Genomic DNA, 246 nt, shown 5'->3' with positions numbered 1-246 from the left:
GTCATAGGGTGGCGAGACCTCGACCACATCGGCCGAGACGATGTCCAGCCCCTTGCAGCCACGGATGATTTCCATCCCCTGCTGCACCGTGAGCCCGCCGATTTCCGGCGTGCCGGTGCCGGGCGCGAAGGCCGGATCGAGGCCATCGATATCGAAGGTGAGATAGACCGGCCCATCACCCATCTGCGCGCGCACCTCTTCCATCAGCGGCGCCAGCGAGCGATGCCAGCACTCCTCGGCCTGCAC

General features: G+C 66.3%; 1 protein-coding gene. It reads right to left on the bottom strand.

What is annotated here, in order from left to right; translation table 11 throughout:
* A partial coding sequence (locus HWD97_RS24415; protein WP_371835832.1) for an arginase family protein occupies window positions 1–246 on the bottom strand: 246 nt, incomplete at both ends.

Origin of the sequence: Ochrobactrum sp. C6C9 (assembly GCF_022627935.1) — a bacterium.
GTDB classification, from domain to species: Bacteria; Pseudomonadota; Alphaproteobacteria; order Rhizobiales; family Rhizobiaceae; genus Brucella; species Brucella teleogrylli.
This window is presented reverse-complemented; position numbering and strand designations above follow the sequence as displayed.